13 protein-coding genes are annotated in these 15,335 nt (G+C 58.2%); 6 read left to right on the forward strand and 7 right to left on the reverse strand.

Translation table 11 applies throughout. The annotated features are described in order from the left end of the window. Positions 1–35: 35 nt before the first annotated feature. The gene (gene hydA, locus GS611_RS05605) at positions 36–1,490 is read right to left on the reverse strand and encodes a dihydropyrimidinase (protein ID WP_152457698.1); all 1,455 of its coding nucleotides are present in this window, start codon (positions 1,488–1,490) and stop codon (positions 36–38) included. 92 nt (positions 1,491–1,582) lie between these two features. Beyond that, a complete protein-coding gene (locus tag GS611_RS05610) occupies positions 1,583–2,833 on the reverse strand; it encodes a Zn-dependent hydrolase (protein ID WP_171633086.1) in 1,251 nt (416 codons plus the stop codon). A 172-nt stretch (positions 2,834–3,005) separates the two neighbouring features. Here GS611_RS05610 and GS611_RS05615 point away from each other — a divergent pair, with 172 nt between their 5' ends. Then, the gene (locus tag GS611_RS05615) at positions 3,006–3,614 is read left to right on the forward strand and encodes a TetR family transcriptional regulator C-terminal domain-containing protein (RefSeq protein ID WP_171633089.1); all 609 of its coding nucleotides are present in this window, start codon (positions 3,006–3,008) and stop codon (positions 3,612–3,614) included. A 47-nt stretch (positions 3,615–3,661) separates the two neighbouring features. On the opposite strand, the gene preA is transcribed toward GS611_RS05615, so the two are convergent. From preA to GS611_RS05630, 3 genes are read right to left on the reverse strand one after another with little or no spacing between them, the layout of a single operon-like run. Further along, positions 3,662–4,966 carry an NAD-dependent dihydropyrimidine dehydrogenase subunit PreA gene (preA, locus tag GS611_RS05620; RefSeq protein ID WP_171633091.1) on the reverse strand — a complete coding sequence of 435 codons (1,305 nt, stop codon included), beginning with the start codon at positions 4,964–4,966 and terminating at the stop codon, positions 3,662–3,664. Positions 4,967–4,984: 18 nt separating this feature from the next. Then, a complete protein-coding gene (locus tag GS611_RS05625) occupies positions 4,985–5,821 on the reverse strand; it encodes a methyltransferase domain-containing protein (protein ID WP_171633094.1) in 837 nt (278 codons plus the stop codon). Between the two features lie 46 nt (positions 5,822–5,867). Next, a complete protein-coding gene (locus GS611_RS05630) occupies positions 5,868–7,202 on the reverse strand; it encodes an NAD(P)-dependent oxidoreductase (protein WP_171633096.1) in 1,335 nt (444 codons plus the stop codon). A gap of 442 nt (positions 7,203–7,644) precedes the next feature. Here GS611_RS05630 and GS611_RS05635 point away from each other — a divergent pair, with 442 nt between their 5' ends. The 3 genes from GS611_RS05635 (at position 7,645) to GS611_RS05645 (ending at position 10,718) form a co-directional block, all read left to right on the forward strand. Then, positions 7,645–8,640 carry a hypothetical protein gene (locus GS611_RS05635; RefSeq protein WP_171633098.1) on the forward strand — a complete coding sequence of 332 codons (996 nt, stop codon included), beginning with the start codon at positions 7,645–7,647 and terminating at the stop codon, positions 8,638–8,640. 72 nt (positions 8,641–8,712) lie between these two features. Continuing rightward, the gene (locus GS611_RS05640) at positions 8,713–10,005 is read left to right on the forward strand and encodes an O-acetylhomoserine aminocarboxypropyltransferase/cysteine synthase family protein (RefSeq protein WP_171633102.1); all 1,293 of its coding nucleotides are present in this window, start codon (positions 8,713–8,715) and stop codon (positions 10,003–10,005) included. Between the two features lie 2 nt (positions 10,006–10,007). Next, complete coding sequence (locus GS611_RS05645) at positions 10,008–10,718, forward strand: GNAT family N-acetyltransferase (protein WP_171633105.1); 711 nt, start codon at positions 10,008–10,010, stop codon at positions 10,716–10,718. Positions 10,719–10,720: 2 nt separating this feature from the next. Here GS611_RS05645 and GS611_RS05650 read toward each other — a convergent pair whose 3' ends face one another. After that, on the reverse strand, positions 10,721–11,425 hold the full coding sequence (locus GS611_RS05650) for an SIMPL domain-containing protein (protein ID WP_371732225.1): 705 nt from the start codon (positions 11,423–11,425) through the stop codon (positions 10,721–10,723). A gap of 155 nt (positions 11,426–11,580) precedes the next feature. Here GS611_RS05650 and GS611_RS05655 point away from each other — a divergent pair, with 155 nt between their 5' ends. Further along, positions 11,581–13,530, forward strand: a complete 1,950-nt coding sequence (locus tag GS611_RS05655; protein ID WP_171633110.1) for a hypothetical protein — start codon at positions 11,581–11,583, stop codon at positions 13,528–13,530. Between the two features lie 89 nt (positions 13,531–13,619). Here GS611_RS05655 and hppD read toward each other — a convergent pair whose 3' ends face one another. Then, a complete protein-coding gene (gene hppD / locus GS611_RS05660) occupies positions 13,620–14,717 on the reverse strand; it encodes a 4-hydroxyphenylpyruvate dioxygenase (RefSeq protein ID WP_171633112.1) in 1,098 nt (365 codons plus the stop codon). A gap of 147 nt (positions 14,718–14,864) precedes the next feature. On the opposite strand from hppD, the gene GS611_RS05665 reads away from it, so the two are divergent. Beyond that, positions 14,865–15,320 carry an Lrp/AsnC family transcriptional regulator gene (locus tag GS611_RS05665; protein WP_171633115.1) on the forward strand — a complete coding sequence of 152 codons (456 nt, stop codon included), beginning with the start codon at positions 14,865–14,867 and terminating at the stop codon, positions 15,318–15,320. Positions 15,321–15,335: the final 15 nt, after the last annotated feature.

Raw genomic sequence — 15,335 nt, forward strand, 5'->3', positions numbered from 1 at the left:
GGTGTCAGGGCCGCCAGCAAAGCGGCCCCAACCGATCAAACACCGGTCGCCGGAATTCCTGTCCGCTCGACCGGTCTTGGGGCGGTCAGCTCTTTCCAGGTGCTCAGCGCCTTGTTGACGGTGGTGTTCGCCTCACGCGCGACAAAGTCCCCATGACCTTCCTGCGTCCGGATTTCACCGTCATGCACCGCCACCTGACCCCGCGTCAGAGTAAAGCGCGGCAGACCTTTGACCTCTTTGCCCTCGAACACATTGTAGTCGATCGAAGATTGCTGCGACGCGGCGCTGATTGTCTTGCTTTTCTCAGGATCCCAAACAACAAGATCAGCATCCGCCCCGACCAGAACCGCACCCTTTTTAGGATAGCAATTCAATATCTTGGCAATGTTTGTTGAAGTGACAGCCACGAATTCGTTCGGTGTCAGACGTCCAGTGTTGACCCCATGTGTCCACAACATCGGCATCCGGTCTTCCAGCCCGCCGGTACCATTCGGGATCTTGGTGAAATCCCCTACGCCAAAGCGTTTCTGTTCGGTTGTGAAGGCGCAATGATCGGTTGCAACCACGCTCAGCGTTCCCGATTGCAGGCCATTCCACAGGCTGTCCTGATGCTGTTTGTTGCGGAACGGAGGGCTCATGACCCGTCGCGCCGCATGGTCCCAATCCTGATTAAAATATTCACTTTCGTCCAATGTCAGGTGCTGGATCAGGGGTTCTCCCCACACCCGTTTACCCTGCATTTTTGCCCGGCGGATGGCTTCATGCGCCTCTTCGCACGAGGTGTGAACAACATACAGCGGGACACCCGCCATGTCCGCGATCATGATCGCTCGGTTGGTGGCTTCACCTTCCACCTGCGGCGGGCGCGAATACGCATGTGCCTCGGGGCCGGTATTGCCTTCGGCAAGCAGCTTGGCACTCAGCTCTGCCACCACATCTCCGTTCTCGGCATGCACCAGGGCGGTACCGCCAAGCTCGGCAAGACGCTTGAACGAGGCGAACAGCTCATCATCATTCACCATCAGCGCGCCCTTGTAGGCCATGAAATGCTTGAAGGTGTTGATACCGCGCGTCTCGATCACGGTTTTGATGTCGTCGAACACCTGTTCCCCCCACCAGGTCACCGCCATGTGGAACGAATAGTCACAATTGGCCCGTGTCGACTTGTTGTCCCAACGTTTCAGCGCATCCAGCAGGCTTTCACCGGGGTTGGGCAGTGCAAAATCAACAACCATGGTCGTGCCGCCCGCCAGGGCCGCCCGCGTCCCGCTTTCAAAGTCATCGCTGGAATAGGTGCCCATGAACGGCATTTCGAGATGGGTATGAGGATCGATACCGCCCGGCATCACAAAACAGCCGGTTGCGTCCAGTTCCTTGTCCCCCGTCAGGTTCATGCCGATTTCGGTGATCACGCCACCCTCGACCAATACATCCGCCTTGTAAGTCAAATCCGCGGTGACAACGGTTCCGTTTTTGATGACAGTACTCATTTTGAACTCCCTGATGCGGTCTGCGCCGCTTGCTTCATCTGGCCAAAAATATCCCGGGGGAGTCGCCCTTGGGGCGACGGGGGCAGCGCCCCCTATTCCACGATTTCGGCAGTCTCGACCACGGCATGCAGCAGAACATCCGCTCCGGCTGCGGCCCATTCCTTGCTGATTTCTTCGGCTTCATTGTGGCTCAGCCCGTCAACACAGGGGCACATGATCATCGCGGTCGGCGCAACCCGGTTGATCCAGCAGGCATCATGCCCCGCGCCCGAGATGATATCAGTGTGCGAATAGCCCAGCCGTTCGGCTGCGTTTCGCACGGCCGATACGCAAGCATCGTCAAATTTCACCGGATCGAAACCGCCGACTTTCTCGAATTCGATCTGAAGACCCATCTCGTCAACGACGTCCTCGGCAGCCACCCGCAGGCGGTTTTCCATGTCGGTGATCACCTCCAGCTCGGGCGAGCGGAAATCGACCGTAAACACCACCTTGCCCGGGATCACATTGCGTGAGTTCGGGTAGACATCGATATGCCCTGCCGCACCCACCGCATGCGGAGCATGAGACCATGCGATCTCGTCGACTTTCTCCAGGATCCGCGCCATGGCCAGCCCGGCATTCTTGCGCATCGGCATCGGTGTCGATCCGGTATGCGCATCCTTGCCCGTTACCGTGATCTGCGTCCAGCTCAGCCCCTGACCATGGGTGACGACGCCGATATCCTTGCCTTCGGCTTCAAGGATCGGGCCCTGTTCGATATGCAGTTCAAAGAACGCATGCATCTTGCGGGCGCCCACCTCTTCATCACCACGCCAGCCGATCCGGTTCAGCTCATCCCCGAACTTTTTGCCCTCAGCATCTTCGCGGTTGTATGCCCAGTCTTGCGTGTGCATCCCGGCAAAAACGCCCGAAGACAGCATCGCCGGCGCGTAACGCGTGCCTTCTTCGTTTGTCCAGTTGGTGGCGACGATCGGATGTTTCGTCTTGATCCCCAGGTCGTTCAGCGTCCGGATCAGTTCCAGCCCTCCCAGGACACCTAGCACGCCATCATATTTGCCGCCGGTCGGCTGCGTATCCAGATGCGAACCCACGTAAACCGGCAGCGCGTCCGGGTCAGTGCCTTCGCGGCGGGCAAACATGTTGCCCATCTGGTCAAGCCCCATGGTGCACCCTGCTTCCTCGCACCATTTCTGGAACAAGGCGCGGCCTTCCGCGTCCTCATCCGTCAAGGTCTGGCGATTGTTGCCACCGGCGACACCCGGGCCGATCTTGGCCATCTCCATCAGACTGTCCCACAACCTGTCGCCATTGATCCTGAGATTCTGCGCCGGAGCTGCCATGTTCATCTTCCCTGTTTGCTGGCGAGTTGGCTCGCTTTTGATGTCTTGATTTGACCATATGGTCAAACTCACGCTATCACGGGTTCGGTATCAGTCAAGAATTTGCGCGGTTCAGCTGAAATTTTCAGTACGTCCCGCACCTGTTCGACGAAAAAAGAGACACGCTGAAAACATGCCAAAAGACCGCGCACCAACCCGTATTCAGAAAAAGAACCGCGCCGCGATTCTAGAGGCCGCCTTGAACGTGTTTTCAGCCCACGGGTTTCGCGGCGCAACGGTAGACCAGATCGCAGCAGAAGCAGGTCTAAGCAAGCCGAACCTGCTGTACTATTTCCCATCAAAAGAAGCGATCCATACTGAATTGCTGTCCGGCCTGCTGGATACCTGGCTGGCTCCGCTGCATGATCTGGACGCCAATGGCGATCCGATGGAGGAAATCCTGGCATACATTCGGCGCAAGTTGCAGATGAGTCAGGAGCTACCACGGGAAAGCCGCCTTTTTGCCAACGAGCTTGTACAGGGCGCGCCGCGTATTCACGATGCATTGTCCAATGATCTCAAGACACTGGTCGACGAAAAGGTCACGATCCTTACCGGCTGGATGGATCAGGGAAAAATCGCGCGGGTGCACCCCTACCACCTGGTGTTCTCGATCTGGGCCTTGACGCAGCACTATGCAGATTTCGATGTTCAGGTTCGTGCAATTCTGGGCAACGAAGATCCGTTCGAGGGTGCAGAAGCCTTTGTTGACACGTTGTACCGCAAACTTCTGAGCCCCTGAAAAAAGGGGCCGCAATAACGGCCCCTTGACGATCTGTCGCAATCCCCTCATTCGGCCGCCTTGGCCATCGGGTTGTTCGGATGCGTCGTCCAGTTCGCATAAGTTGGCTGAACTTCTTTTCCGGTCCGGGGATCAACCTCGCCCGCTGCCATCGGCACCATATCGATGCAGCCTTCGATCGGACAAACATCGACGCAGAGGTTGCAAGCGACGCATTCGTCATCCATCACCTCAAACACGCGGTCCTCGGACATGGAAATCGCCTGGTGGCTGGTGTCTTCGCAGGCAGCATAACACCGGCCACACTTGATGCACTGATCCTGATCGATCTTCGCCTTGGCGACGTAGTTGAGGTTCAGATACTGCCAGTCGGTGACATTGGGCACCGCACGTCCGATCACCTCATCAATGCTGGAATAGCCTTTCTCATCCATCCATTCCGACAGCCCTGCCGTCAGTTCGTCAATGATCTTGAAGCCATAGGTCATCGCAGCGGTGCACACCTGAACGTTGCCGCAACCCAACGAGATGAACTCGGCCGCGTCACGCCAAGTGGTGACGCCGCCGATGCCGGAAATCGGCAGGCCCCGCGTCGCCTCGGCCCGCGCGATCTCGGACACCATCGACAATGCAATGGGCTTTACTGCCGGGCCGCAATACCCACCGTGGCTGCCTTTGCCGTCAATGGACGGTTCAGGGCTGAACGTGTCCAGATTGACGCTGGTGATCGAATTGATGGTGTTGATCAGCGACACCGCATCCGCACCACCGTTTCTGGCGGCCGCAGCCGGTTTGCGGATATCTGTGATATTCGGCGTAAGCTTAACGATGACCGGGCGGTCGTAATACTGTTTGCACCAGCGGGTGACCATCTCGATATATTCCGGCACCTGCCCCACGGCCGAGCCCATGCCGCGTTCGCTCATCCCATGAGGGCAGCCGAAGTTCAGCTCGATCCCGTCCGCACCGGTTTCTGCCACGCGTGGCAGAATGGCCTTCCATGCTTCTTCCTCGCACGGAACCATGATCGACGCGATCAAGGCGCGATCCGGGTAATCGGATTTGACCCGCGCCATTTCCTCGAGATTCACCTCGAGAGGACGATCCGTGATCAGTTCGATATTGTTCAGGCCCAGCAAACGGCGGTCGGCCCCGTAGATTGCGCCATAGCGCGGGCCATTCACGTTCACGACCGGAGGCCCCTCGGACCCCAGCGTTTTCCAGACAACTCCTCCCCACCCGGCCTCGAAGGCGCGGCGCACATTGTATTCCTTGTCCGTCGGCGGCGCAGAGGCCAGCCAGAACGGGTTGGGGCTGGAAATGCCCAGAAAGTTTGTCGTCAGATCGGCCATGGCTTCTCCCTTCCCGGCTCAGCCGGATTTTTTGAATATCATTTCGGTCGGGCGAATACGCCCGGCCTTGAGGTTTTTGACGTAGTTTTGGAACTTTTCGGGCGCCGTTTCGCCCATCATCAGGTGGATTCCCAGCGGCGCTGGTCCGGTCTCGGCTATCTTGGCAAATACGTCTTCGAAGAACTGGATCGCAAACGCGGTGCGGTCTGTTTCGGCAACCAGCTCAAGACCGGCCGCGGCCGCGGCGTCCTTGTATACATCCGGCGCGTGAACAAATGAGGTTTCCGGCAATGTGGACCAGGGAAGCGGAAAAGCCAGCGGCTCATCCACCTCTCCGCCCATGACGTCGAACAAGGCAAAGGTGCCACCGGTGGCCAGAACCCGTGACACTTCCGCGAACAGCCCCGCTTTGTCTTCGATATTCATGCCCACATGCATCATGACGGCAAGGTCGAACCCGGCATCCGGCACAGGCATGTCCAGAGCACTGCCAACAAGAAAGCTGGCCTTTTCGGAATGTCCGACCAGATCGCTGAGCGCAGTTGCGGTTTCCACGAACTCGGGCGTCAGGTCGACCCCTGTAACCGTTGAGTCATATTTGTCCACTATGTACCGGGATGTGCCTCCGATGCCGCATCCGATGTCCAGAACGCGTGTCGCATGGGTCGGAGAAAGTTGCGCAAACAGGTTGTCGGTCGCAAGAACGCCGCCGGTATGGAATTCATCCCCCGCCTTCAGATCAGCGACAGTGGCCGCATCCGGGTCGATGCCGCTGGCCTCCAGCGCCGCGCGGACGCGTTCGGTCAGTGCACCGGTGGTATAGTGTTGAGCAACAGCTTGTTCGATCTGGGACATGGGAATACCTCAGCAGCGAAAGGAATGGGGTGAATACCCCACCCTATCACGAAACGAGCGTCGCGTGGATGTCCATCGCCGCGTCCCGACCTTCGGCAACGGCCGTTACGGTCAGATCTTCGCCGCCCGCAGCGCAGTCACCACCAGCCCAAACACCAGCCAAAGAGGTTCGGCCAGCGCCGCTGACGGCGATCTTGTTGCCATCCAGCGTCAGGCCTTCGGGTGCGCCCTCCAAGGTCTGTCCGATGGCCTTGAGAACCTGATCGGCCGGCAAGCGGATCGTTTCTCCGGTTGCGATGAGCTGACCGTTCTGGCTGGAGGTATATTCCAGCTCGATCTCGGTCGCGGCGCCATTGCCGTGGATGGCCACTGGCTGAACATTGGTCATGATCCGAACGCCATGTGACGCTGCCAGGTCCTGCTCGTACCGGCTGGCCCCCATGGCATCCCGGCCGCGGCGATAGGCAATCGTGACGTTTTCGGCGCCCAGAAGCTTGGATTTCACGGCGGCATCCACAGCCGTCATGCCCCCGCCGATGACGACCACATTCCGTCCAACGGGCAGATCGGCAAGGTCGCTGGCCTGCCGCACGTCCGATATGAAATCAACCGCGGCCCGCACACCGTCCTTGTCAACACCGCCTGCACGCAAGGCGTTGACGCCGGCTAGACCGATGGACAGAAACACCGCGTCGTAGTTTTCGACCAGCCCATCCAATGAGATGCTTTCGCCCAAAACCGAACCGGTCTCGATTGCAATCCCGCCGATTTTCAGAAGCCAGTCCACCTCGGCCTGTGCAAAATCGTTGGTCGATTTGTAGGCCGCGATACCATATTCATTCAGGCCGCCGGGTTTGGGCTTGCTTTCATGGATCACCACGTCATGGCCCAGCATCGCCAGCCGATGGGCACAGGCCAGACCCGCAGGCCCGGCCCCTACAACGGCAACTGTCTTGCCGGTCGAAGGCGCACGTTCAAACGGATGCACGCCCGAGGCCATGATTTCATCGGTGGCGAAACGTTGCAGGCGCCCGATCTCAACCGGTTTGTCTTCGGCGGCCTCGCGAACGCAGGCCTCTTCGCACAGCGTTTCGGTTGGACAGACCCGAGCGCACATTCCGCCCAGAATATTCTGTTCCAGAATCGTGCGCCCTGCTGATTGCGGTTGACCGGCTTGAATCTGGCGAATGAACAACGGGATATCGATATCCGTTGGACAGGCCGTTACGCATGGCGCGTCATAGCAGAAATAACAGCGATCTGCGGCTACTGCGGCCTCGTGCTGCGCAAGTGGCGGATGCAGATCGGTGAAATTCGAGGTCAGCTCATCGCTTGAAAGCCGCCCGGCTACGATGCCGGGTGCCATCTGGCCCTGTGCCATCACTCTACTCCCTGTAGATATGTTTGTTATACTCTCAGCTTGCCACAAATATTTTTTTTATCAATTGGTAAAATTTGCCAAATGGTCAAAAAATGAAAAGCCTTGCAAAAACAACCGTGTTTTTGGGCACTTCGCTTAGGGGTTAAGCACGAAAAGCGTTGAATCATTGGGTCCGAAGGCAGGATTTGCCCAGGAAAGGGCTGTGCGGGTATGGGCATTCAAGGTTCGGTCAGCATCGCACGCCACCGATTTTCCCTTACGACATGAACCGGGCCAACCTCGGAAAATCCGCAAAATGACCTTGCTCAGCCCTTTCTCGGCGCGATGAGAGGAATGCCATAGATAACAAGAAATCAAACTTTCGGCTTTTGACGCCCCACCCCGCTTGCTGTAACCCGGATCAAAGGGTGCCGGTTCCGGCAGCTTTCAGGAATGGGCATAGATGCAGGCAAGTTCTCGGAAATTCAACATCGCGGTTGTCGGGCAAAACAACCGCCTGCAATATGAGGCCCTGTTGTTCGCGGCCTCGCTTCGCCATTGTTCGCCCGGGTTCAAAGGCCGGCTGTTTGTCGCCACACCCAACCCGGGCCCGCGCTGGACCCACAACCCGAGCATCCAGGACGAAGACGTTCTGAAGGCCCTGAAACAGTTGGATGCCGAAATCCTACCCTTCGACTCGCATGTTTTCGGCGAAAGCTACCCTTATGGCAACAAGATCGAAGCCTTGTCGGCCCTGCCGGAAGGTGAACCCTTTGTGTTCTTCGACACAGACACGCTGATCACCGGCGACATCACAAGCGTCCCGTTCGATTTCAACCACCCCGGAGCCTCACTGAAGGTCGAGGGCACATGGCCAAAGCCGACGCTGTACGGCCCCGGCTTTGACGGTATCTGGCGGGCGCTTTATGCGCGCTTCGGGCTGGATTTCGAAAGCTCGGTGGATCCGGGCCAACCCCATGATTACTGGCGGCGATACCTTTACTTCAACGCAGGTTACTTTTTTTTCAAATGCCCCAGGATGTTCGGTGAACGGTACCTGGACTACGCAAGAACGATCCGGGATGAGAACATTCCCGAACTGACGGGCCAGAACCTTGACCCATGGCTGGATCAGGCGGCCCTGCCGCTGGTCATTCATTCTTTCGGCGGCGGGCGGGACGCTTTGCCGGACGGGCTTCTGGATGGGTCCGTCAGCTGCCACTATCGCCTGTTCCCTTTGCTTTATGCCCGCGAAAGCGATCACGTGATCGATGTGCTGGAAACCGTCGTGGCCCCCAACAAGGTCAAAAAAGTGCTCAAACAGTATGATCCGTTGAAAAAACTGGTTCTTCAGGGCAAAGGCGAAAAAATCCGTGCGCTCTTTGATCAGGACAATCTGCCGCGGCGGGAACAGGCACTGCGCAACGCGATCAAAAGCAAAGGACTCTGGCTGCGCTGACAGGATCGTTGTGCGCAGGCGGGCAATGGCCTACAGATTCCGCAAGACAGATACCAACAGGAGATTTTCACGATGTCTGACGGCCCGACCTACGGTTTCGACACATTGCAAATTCATGCGGGTGCCCGCCCCGACCCGGCGACCGGAGCACGCCAGACACCGATTTATCAGACCACGGCCTATGTGTTCCGGGATGCGGACCACGCAGCGGCCCTGTTCAACCTGCAAGAGGTGGGCTTTATCTATTCTCGCCTGACCAACCCAACCGTCGCCGTTCTGCAGGAACGCGTGGCGACGCTTGAAGGCGGCGTCGGGGCGGTGTGCTGCTCGTCCGGGCATGCGGCACAGATCATGGCGCTGTTCCCGCTGATGGGGCCCGGCTGCAACGTGGTCGCCTCGACCCGTTTGTATGGCGGCACGGTCACGCAGTTCAGCCAGACGATCAAACGCTTTGGCTGGTCCGCCAAATTCGTGGACACCGATGATCTGGACGCCGTGAAGGATGCCATCGACGAAAACACCCGCGCCGTGTTCTGCGAATCCATCGCCAATCCGGGCGGTTATGTGTCTGATATCCGCGCGTTGGCGGATGTTGCTGATGCTGCTGGCATCCCGCTGATTGTCGACAACACCTCGGCCACGCCCTACCTGTGCCGTCCGATCGAGCATGGCGCGACACTGGTTGTGCATTCCACCACCAAATACCTGACCGGCAACGGCACCGTCACCGGCGGGTGCATCGTGGATTCTGGCAAGTTCGACTGGTCCGCGAATGACAAATTCCCGTCACTGAGCGAACCCGAGCCTGCCTATCACGGCCTGAAATTCCATGAGACTTTTGGCCCGCTGGCCTTCACCTTCCACGGCATTGCCATCGGTCTGCGTGATCTGGGCATGACCATGAACCCGCAGGCAGCTCATTACACGCTGATGGGGATCGAAACACTGTCGCTGCGTATGGAGCGCCACGTGGAGAACGCCCAGAAAATCGCAACGTGGCTGGAAGCGGATGACCGGGTGGAATACGTCACCTATGCGGGATTGCCGTCATCACCTTACAAGGACCGGGTCAAATCGCAGTATCCACGTGGCGCTGGCGCATTGTTCACTTTTGCGGTGAAGGGCGGCTATGACGCCTGTATCAAACTGGTCAACGCGCTGGAAATCTTCAGCCACGTGGCCAATTTGGGCGATGCCCGCTCGTTGATCATCCACTCGGCCTCGACCACCCACCGACAACTGACGCCGGAACAACAGGAAGCCGCGGGCGCAGGCCCCGGAGTCGTGCGGGTGTCAATCGGCATCGAAGACGTGAACGACCTGATCGCGGACCTTGATCAGGCCCTCGCCAAGGCCAGCGCCTGACTATGGCCGGGCACGACACAAACGACCTTGGCCAGCCCATCGGTTTGCCGGTGTCGGGTGACTTTCCGCGCCCGACGCCGCCTTACACACCGATGGAAGGCCGGTACTGTTCTGTCGTGCCACTGGATGTGAATCGCCATGCGCCCGGACTTTTTCGGGCGTTTGCCAATGACAGGGATGGCCGTAACTGGACTTACCTGCCCTATGGCCCGTTTGTCAGCGAACCGGAATTTGAAGACTGGGCCCGCGCCAACTGCATGGATGCGGACCCGATGTTTCATTCCGTATTGGATGCGGACGAAGTGCCAGTCGGCATGGCCTCTTATCTTCGGATCGAACCCGCAGCGGGTGCCATCGAAGTCGGCCACATCCACTTCTCGCCGCTGCTGCAACGCAAGCCGCAATCGACCGAGGTCATGTACCTCATGATGAAGCGGGTTTTCGACGAGCTCGGCTATCGCCGGTACGAGTGGAAATGCGACGCACTGAATGCACCGTCACGCAATGCCGCTGAACGGCTGGGATTTACTTTCGAAGGGGTGTTTCGACAGGCGACCCACTACAAGGGCCGCAATCGGGATACGGCGTGGTACGCGATCATCGACACTGAATGGCCGCGCATTCGCGATGCATTCGAAGCCTGGCTGTCGCCCGACAATTTTGACGGCACGGGCCAGCAGCGCAAACCGCTGATGGCCCGTGTGAAAGCGTGATCTTAGTCTGAAATCTCGAATTCCATCGAGACACTGACGGAAACCGACACCTCGCCGCCCGCGACGGGAACACCACCCGCATCCGCCATGCTCAGCGCACGCATTTCTGCCATCGGACGAATGCCAGCTGTTTGCTCCGAGATCGACTGAACCGGACCAAGCGTCACGCCCGCTGCCTCTGCCAACTGCTGTGCTTTGGCAGTGGCTTCGCCAACGGCCTTGGCACGCGCCTGCGCCTCGATCGGTTTGGGATCCTGTACGCCAAAGCTCAAGCCCCCGAAATCATTGGCGCCGTCCTGAATGACCGCGTCCATGATCTTCCCCAGTTGGGTCAGGTCGCGTACGCGCACAAACACGCGGTTGGACGCCGTAAAGCCGGTGATTTCGGGCGTCTCCCCATTCTGTCCATGACGACCCGACCAGACGGGCGACAATGACAGGTCCCGTGTCTGGACGTCACGATCTTCGATACCCATCTCGGTCAGGCGCGCCAAGACTTTGGAAACGGCATCTGACGTCGCCTGCATCGCAGCCGAGGCTTCGGCGTCTTCGTTGGTCACGCCCAAGGTTATCGTCGCCATATCAGGCGCAATCTGCACTGTTCCGGTTGCATCAACGTTGATGCGACGTTCTTCCGCATGAGCGGCCCCGGCAGCCGTAGCCGCCATCATCGCGGCCAGAAAAGCGAATGTCTTCAAGGTTATCACTCCAAATTACTCTGCTTTTAGATGGGTTGACGGGCCCTTGCGATACAAGAGGAGATACCGCCTTTTTCTTTCCCTCGGCGGGTTCCTGCTTTAATGTCGGTCTGCAAACGCAAAGTCGTTTGCATTGACATTGATAATTATGGTTCCTCCGGAATATGAAACCCGCCTTTGCGCTGTCTTTTTCTGCGACCGGAATAACACTGCACCACCGTTCCGATGACGACTGGTTTGTTGTCGGTACGATTCCGCTGGATGTTCCGGACTTGTCCGCACAGATGCAGGCGTTGCGGGAAAAGGCATTTGCGCTGGAAAATGATCTGAGCTGCAAGCTTGTGCTGCCAGAGGATCAGATTCGGTTTCTAGAGCTTTCGACCGATAGGTTGCCGCCGGAAGACCGGGCGGAACGTATCGAAACTGCTCTGACCGAGGCCACGCCTTACGCCCTGTCGGAACTGAGTTATGACAGCCAGACCGAAGGCGACACGACCTTTGTTGCCGCCGTGGCGGTTGAAACTCTGGCCGAAGCGCGGACCTTTGCCTCGGAAAATGGTTTTGTGGTGGTGGCGTTCACCGCCGAAGACAAAGAGGGCGCGTTCCCGCGTGAGGCGTTGTTTCGCGAAACCTCGGACGCTTCCGATCTGTCACACCCGGAAAACCAGCCATCTCCGGTGGAAACGGACGCAGTTGAACAGGCTGATGATTCCGACCTGCCCACCCATCCGATTGCCGGAACCGCCGCGCCCGAGGCTTTCCGAGCACCCCGGGAAACAACGAACAATCTTGATGCATCTTCAGGGGTAAACCGGTCTGCCATTCCGCTCTTTGCCGCCGTGCTTCTCGTTGGTGGACTTGTTGGCGTTTGGCTGGCATCGGGGTCCGACCCTGAACAGGATCAGGCCGAACAGAGCCCGGCTCAGGTTGCGGTTCCCGCCACTGAACCCGCCGCAGAGCCCCTGCCTGAATCGGAGCTGGACACGGCGGCGCTGGAAGCCCCGCAACAAACCGTTCCGGACCTTGCGACCGATGACGCCGAAGTGCCTGCGAACGAGGCCTCGGAAACCGAGACCGGCACCCAGCCGGATCTGACTGCCACAGATGCAGCCATTCTGGAGGCCCTCAAAGTTGCCCCTACCGCGGTGGACTCCGTCGCTCAGGACCCCGAAACACTAAAAGGTGTCGAGGCCGTTACGGGCATAAGCACGACAGCGCCTGCGGCACCGGAAATACCTGAGACCGCGGAACCGCAGGAATTGTATCTGGCATCGCTGGACCACGCCGATCTGTTCGAGGATGCGGTTGCCTTACCGCCCGACCCCAGTTTTGACACCGACGCTCCTTTTGAACCCGACGTATCCCCCAACATTGCGGGCACTCGGTTTGATCTGGATGAGAACGGCCTGGTCGTGCCTACACCGGAAGGCACCGTTAATCCGGCGGGGGTCGTTGTTTATCTGGGGCGCCCTTCCAAGGTTCCACCTGAAACTCCGGTTCGTTTCGAAGAAGAACCTGTGGTTGACGAGGTCGACGACAGATTGGCAGGCATTCGACCCAAGCCGCGCCCCGCTGATCTGGTCGAGAATTTCGAGCGCGGTCAACTGGGTGGCCGGTCACTGGAGGAATTGGCATCCAAGCGACCGAAAGCGCGCCCGGAAAACCTTCAGACCGAACCACAGGTCGATGAGGCACCAACGGCCTTGGCTGTCGTAAGAGTCCCGCGGCCCAAATCCCGCCCCGCCGGATTGGCCCCTGCCAAATCACCTGCTTCAAACAGTTCGAATCTTGGGTCCACAGCAGCATTGGATCAGAAATCCGATGACGCAGGATCGTTCCAACCAAAGACCGTCGCGCCCAAAATCCCTTCGACCGCGTCGGTCGCACGACAAGCCACGATCGACAACGCAATCAACCTGCGCAGGCTGAACCTGATCGGGGTCTACGGAACGCCGGCCAACAGACGCGCATTGGTGCGGCTTCCCAGCGGGCGTTACAAAAAGCTGAAAGTCGGAGACCGCCTTGATGGCGGGAAAGTCATCGCGATCAGCGACAGTGAGCTCCGATATCAGAAAAAGGGCCGCAACGTGACCCTGGCGATGCCGCGCAGCTGAAAACCGGCAATCGATCTTCTGACGCACCAACCGTCACATAAAAGCGCCGAAGGCAGATGAACTGCCCCCGGCGTGTCAGTGCGTTGCAATCAGGCTGCGGAAATCTCGCCGCTTTCGATCTGTTCGCGTTCGATGGATTCGAATAGCGCCTGAAAATTTCCCTCGCCGAAACCGTCGTCGCCCTTGCGCTGAATGAACTCGAAGAAGATCGGTCCGATGACGGTTTTCGAGAAAATCTGTAGCAGAATCCGGGTCTCACCACCGTCGACAACGCCTTCACCATCGATCAGGATGCCGTGTTTCATCATCCGGTCCAGCGGCTCCTCGTGGCCGGCCACGCGGGTCCTGGACATCTCGTAATATGCCTTGTTCGGGCCCGGCATGAATTTCAGACCGTTTTCCGCAATTGCATCGGTCGAGGCGTAAATATCGTCACTGCCGACAGCAATATGCTGAATGCCTTCACCTTTGTATTTCTTCAGGTAGGATACGATTTGCCCCGTCTCACCGCGGTCTTCGTTGATGGGGATGCGGATACGACCGCAAGGAGACGTCAGCGCCCGGCTGTACAACCCGGTGAACTTGCCCTGAATGTCAAAGAAACGAATTTCACGGAAGTTGAACAGGTCGCCGTAGAACTTGAACCACTTGTCCATGTTGCCCTTGTAGACGTTGTGCGTCAGGTGATCGAGATAGAAGAACCCCTCGCCCCGAGGTTTGGATTCTTTGATCCACTCGAATTCCTGATTGTATGGCGATGTGTCGTAATATTGATCGACGAAATAGATCAACGATCCGCCGATGCCCTTGATCGCAGGCACATTCATGGTTTTGTCAGCGCCGTCGTAAGGTTCCGCACCTTTTGATACGGCATGGTCATAGGCCTTTTGCGCGTCAACAACTCGCCACCCCATGGATGGCGCGCAAGGTCCGTGCTCGTCCACGAACCTCGCGGCAAAGCTGTCGGGATCCGCGTTCAAGATATAGGTGACATCCCCTTGCTGCCACAGCTCGACGGCGGGCTTTTCCTTGTGGTGGGCCACCAGGTCAAACCCCATCTTCGCGAACAGATCACGCAGCTCCTGCGGCTCAGGATGGGCAAACTCGACGAATTCAAACCCATCGGTACCGGCAGGGTTTTCTTCGCTGATAACAGATTTCGGGGCGTTGTGTGGGAAAGGACCCATGGCGCGTCTCCTTCGAAAACAGGAATTTCTTTGCTGATTCAAAAATATGACTTTTATGACGCTGTTTCTGCGCATTGTTTTCGTGTAAACTGCCGATAGGCGCGCAAAACGCGCATAAAAGTTAATAAAGGCAGGATTTTTCCGCACATGCTGGACGCGACCGACAAGCGATTGCTTTCCGCCCTGCAAAAGGACGCACACCTGACCGCGCACCAACTGGGCGAAATGCTGAACCTGTCACCCAGTCAGGCAGGACGCCGCCGCCAGCGGCTTGAAGCCGAAGGGTACATAACCGGGTATGCCGCGCGGCTGGACCCGTTGAAACTGGGTCTGCAAGTGCAAGGCTTTGTTCAGGTCCATCTGGGAACTCATGGCCCTGAACAATCTGCAAGCTTCGCCCGCATGGTCGACACCCGCCCCGAAATTACCAGCGCATGGACGATGACCGGTGAGGCAGATTACCTGCTGCACATCTATTGTGACGATCTTTCCGCGCTCAACAGCTTGCTACATTCGGTCATCCTGCCGCATCCTGCCGTTGCAAGAGTTCAGAGCCAGATCGTAATGGACCAACTGAAACGCGACGCCCCCCTGCCCACCTGAACGGGCCCGAGAGGA

Source organism: Ruegeria sp. HKCCD6119 (assembly GCF_013110585.1).
GTDB lineage: Bacteria > Pseudomonadota > Alphaproteobacteria > Rhodobacterales > Rhodobacteraceae > Ruegeria.

Bases quoted from the DNA above. Each gene is read 5' to 3' on its own strand.
- GS611_RS05635 (WP_171633098.1), top strand. From the start codon at position 7,645: ATGCAGGCAAGTTCTCGGAAATTCAACATCGCGGTTGTCGGGCAAAAC.
- GS611_RS05640 (WP_171633102.1), top strand. From the start codon at position 8,713: ATGTCTGACGGCCCGACCTACGGTTTCGACACATTGCAAATTCATGCG.
- GS611_RS05655 (WP_171633110.1), top strand. From the start codon at position 11,581: ATGAAACCCGCCTTTGCGCTGTCTTTTTCTGCGACCGGAATAACACTG.
- GS611_RS05665 (WP_171633115.1), top strand. From the start codon at position 14,865: ATGCTGGACGCGACCGACAAGCGATTGCTTTCCGCCCTGCAAAAGGAC.
- hydA (WP_152457698.1), bottom strand. From the start codon at position 1,490: ATGAGTACTGTCATCAAAAACGGAACCGTTGTCACCGCGGATTTGACT.
- GS611_RS05625 (WP_171633094.1), bottom strand. From the start codon at position 5,821: ATGTCCCAGATCGAACAAGCTGTTGCTCAACACTATACCACCGGTGCA.
- GS611_RS05615 (WP_171633089.1), top strand. From the start codon at position 3,006: ATGCCAAAAGACCGCGCACCAACCCGTATTCAGAAAAAGAACCGCGCC.
- hppD (WP_171633112.1), bottom strand. From the start codon at position 14,717: ATGGGTCCTTTCCCACACAACGCCCCGAAATCTGTTATCAGCGAAGAA.
- GS611_RS05610 (WP_171633086.1), bottom strand. From the start codon at position 2,833: ATGGCAGCTCCGGCGCAGAATCTCAGGATCAATGGCGACAGGTTGTGG.
- preA (WP_171633091.1), bottom strand. From the start codon at position 4,966: ATGGCCGATCTGACGACAAACTTTCTGGGCATTTCCAGCCCCAACCCG.
- GS611_RS05630 (WP_171633096.1), bottom strand. From the start codon at position 7,202: ATGGCACAGGGCCAGATGGCACCCGGCATCGTAGCCGGGCGGCTTTCA.
- GS611_RS05645 (WP_171633105.1), top strand. From the start codon at position 10,008: ATGGCCGGGCACGACACAAACGACCTTGGCCAGCCCATCGGTTTGCCG.